The sequence below is a fragment of the Photorhabdus stackebrandtii genome (assembly GCF_011189495.1).
GTDB lineage: Bacteria > Pseudomonadota > Gammaproteobacteria > Enterobacterales > Enterobacteriaceae > Photorhabdus > Photorhabdus khanii.
Window position 1 is genome coordinate 1 of sequence record NZ_PUJV01000170.1, and the last position, 575, is coordinate 575.

Here is a 575-nt window from a genome sequence, read left to right on the forward strand (position 1 = left end):
CCGAGGTGTAAATGACATAAGCCAGGTGCCGTGATGTCAATGTGGTTATCTGTGGGTTACTCTTTGATTGTTCAAATACGGCATTCGGATTCAACACCTGACGTTCTACCAATACCTTTTCTCCCAAGGAGGACTGTCCAGTTTCATCCGCCAACACAATAACTGGATTGGCATCAGTAAGAATATGGATCAGGTGCTCACCGGGATAAGCCGGATCCAGCGGGACATACGCCCCACCGGCTTTCAGGATGGCCAATATCCCGACCACCATGGCCGGTGAGCGTGAGACACAAATCGCCACTAACTGGTCGGGCACGACCCCCAGCGTAATTAATTGATGTGCCAGCCGGTTCGCCCGGGCATTGAGTTCCGCGTAACTGAGCGACTGATTTTCATACACCAAAGCAATGGCGTCCGGGGTTGTCGCTGCCTGCCGTTCAAATAACTGATGGATACATAAGTCTTCAGGATACGGCGTTTCCGTGGCATTCCAGGTGGTGAGTAACAAGGTCCGTTCCGCGGCCGGCAGAATATCTAACGCCCCAACCGGCCTGTCCGGGGTGTGCGCCAGCGCC

The 575-nt window shown here is 53.9% G+C and carries 1 protein-coding gene; it reads right to left on the reverse strand.

All coding sequences use genetic code 11. The annotated features are described in order from the left end of the window. Nucleotides 1-575, reverse strand: a 575-nt coding sequence (locus C5470_RS22195; protein WP_166291948.1) for an AMP-binding protein, incomplete at both ends; no start/stop codon positions are given.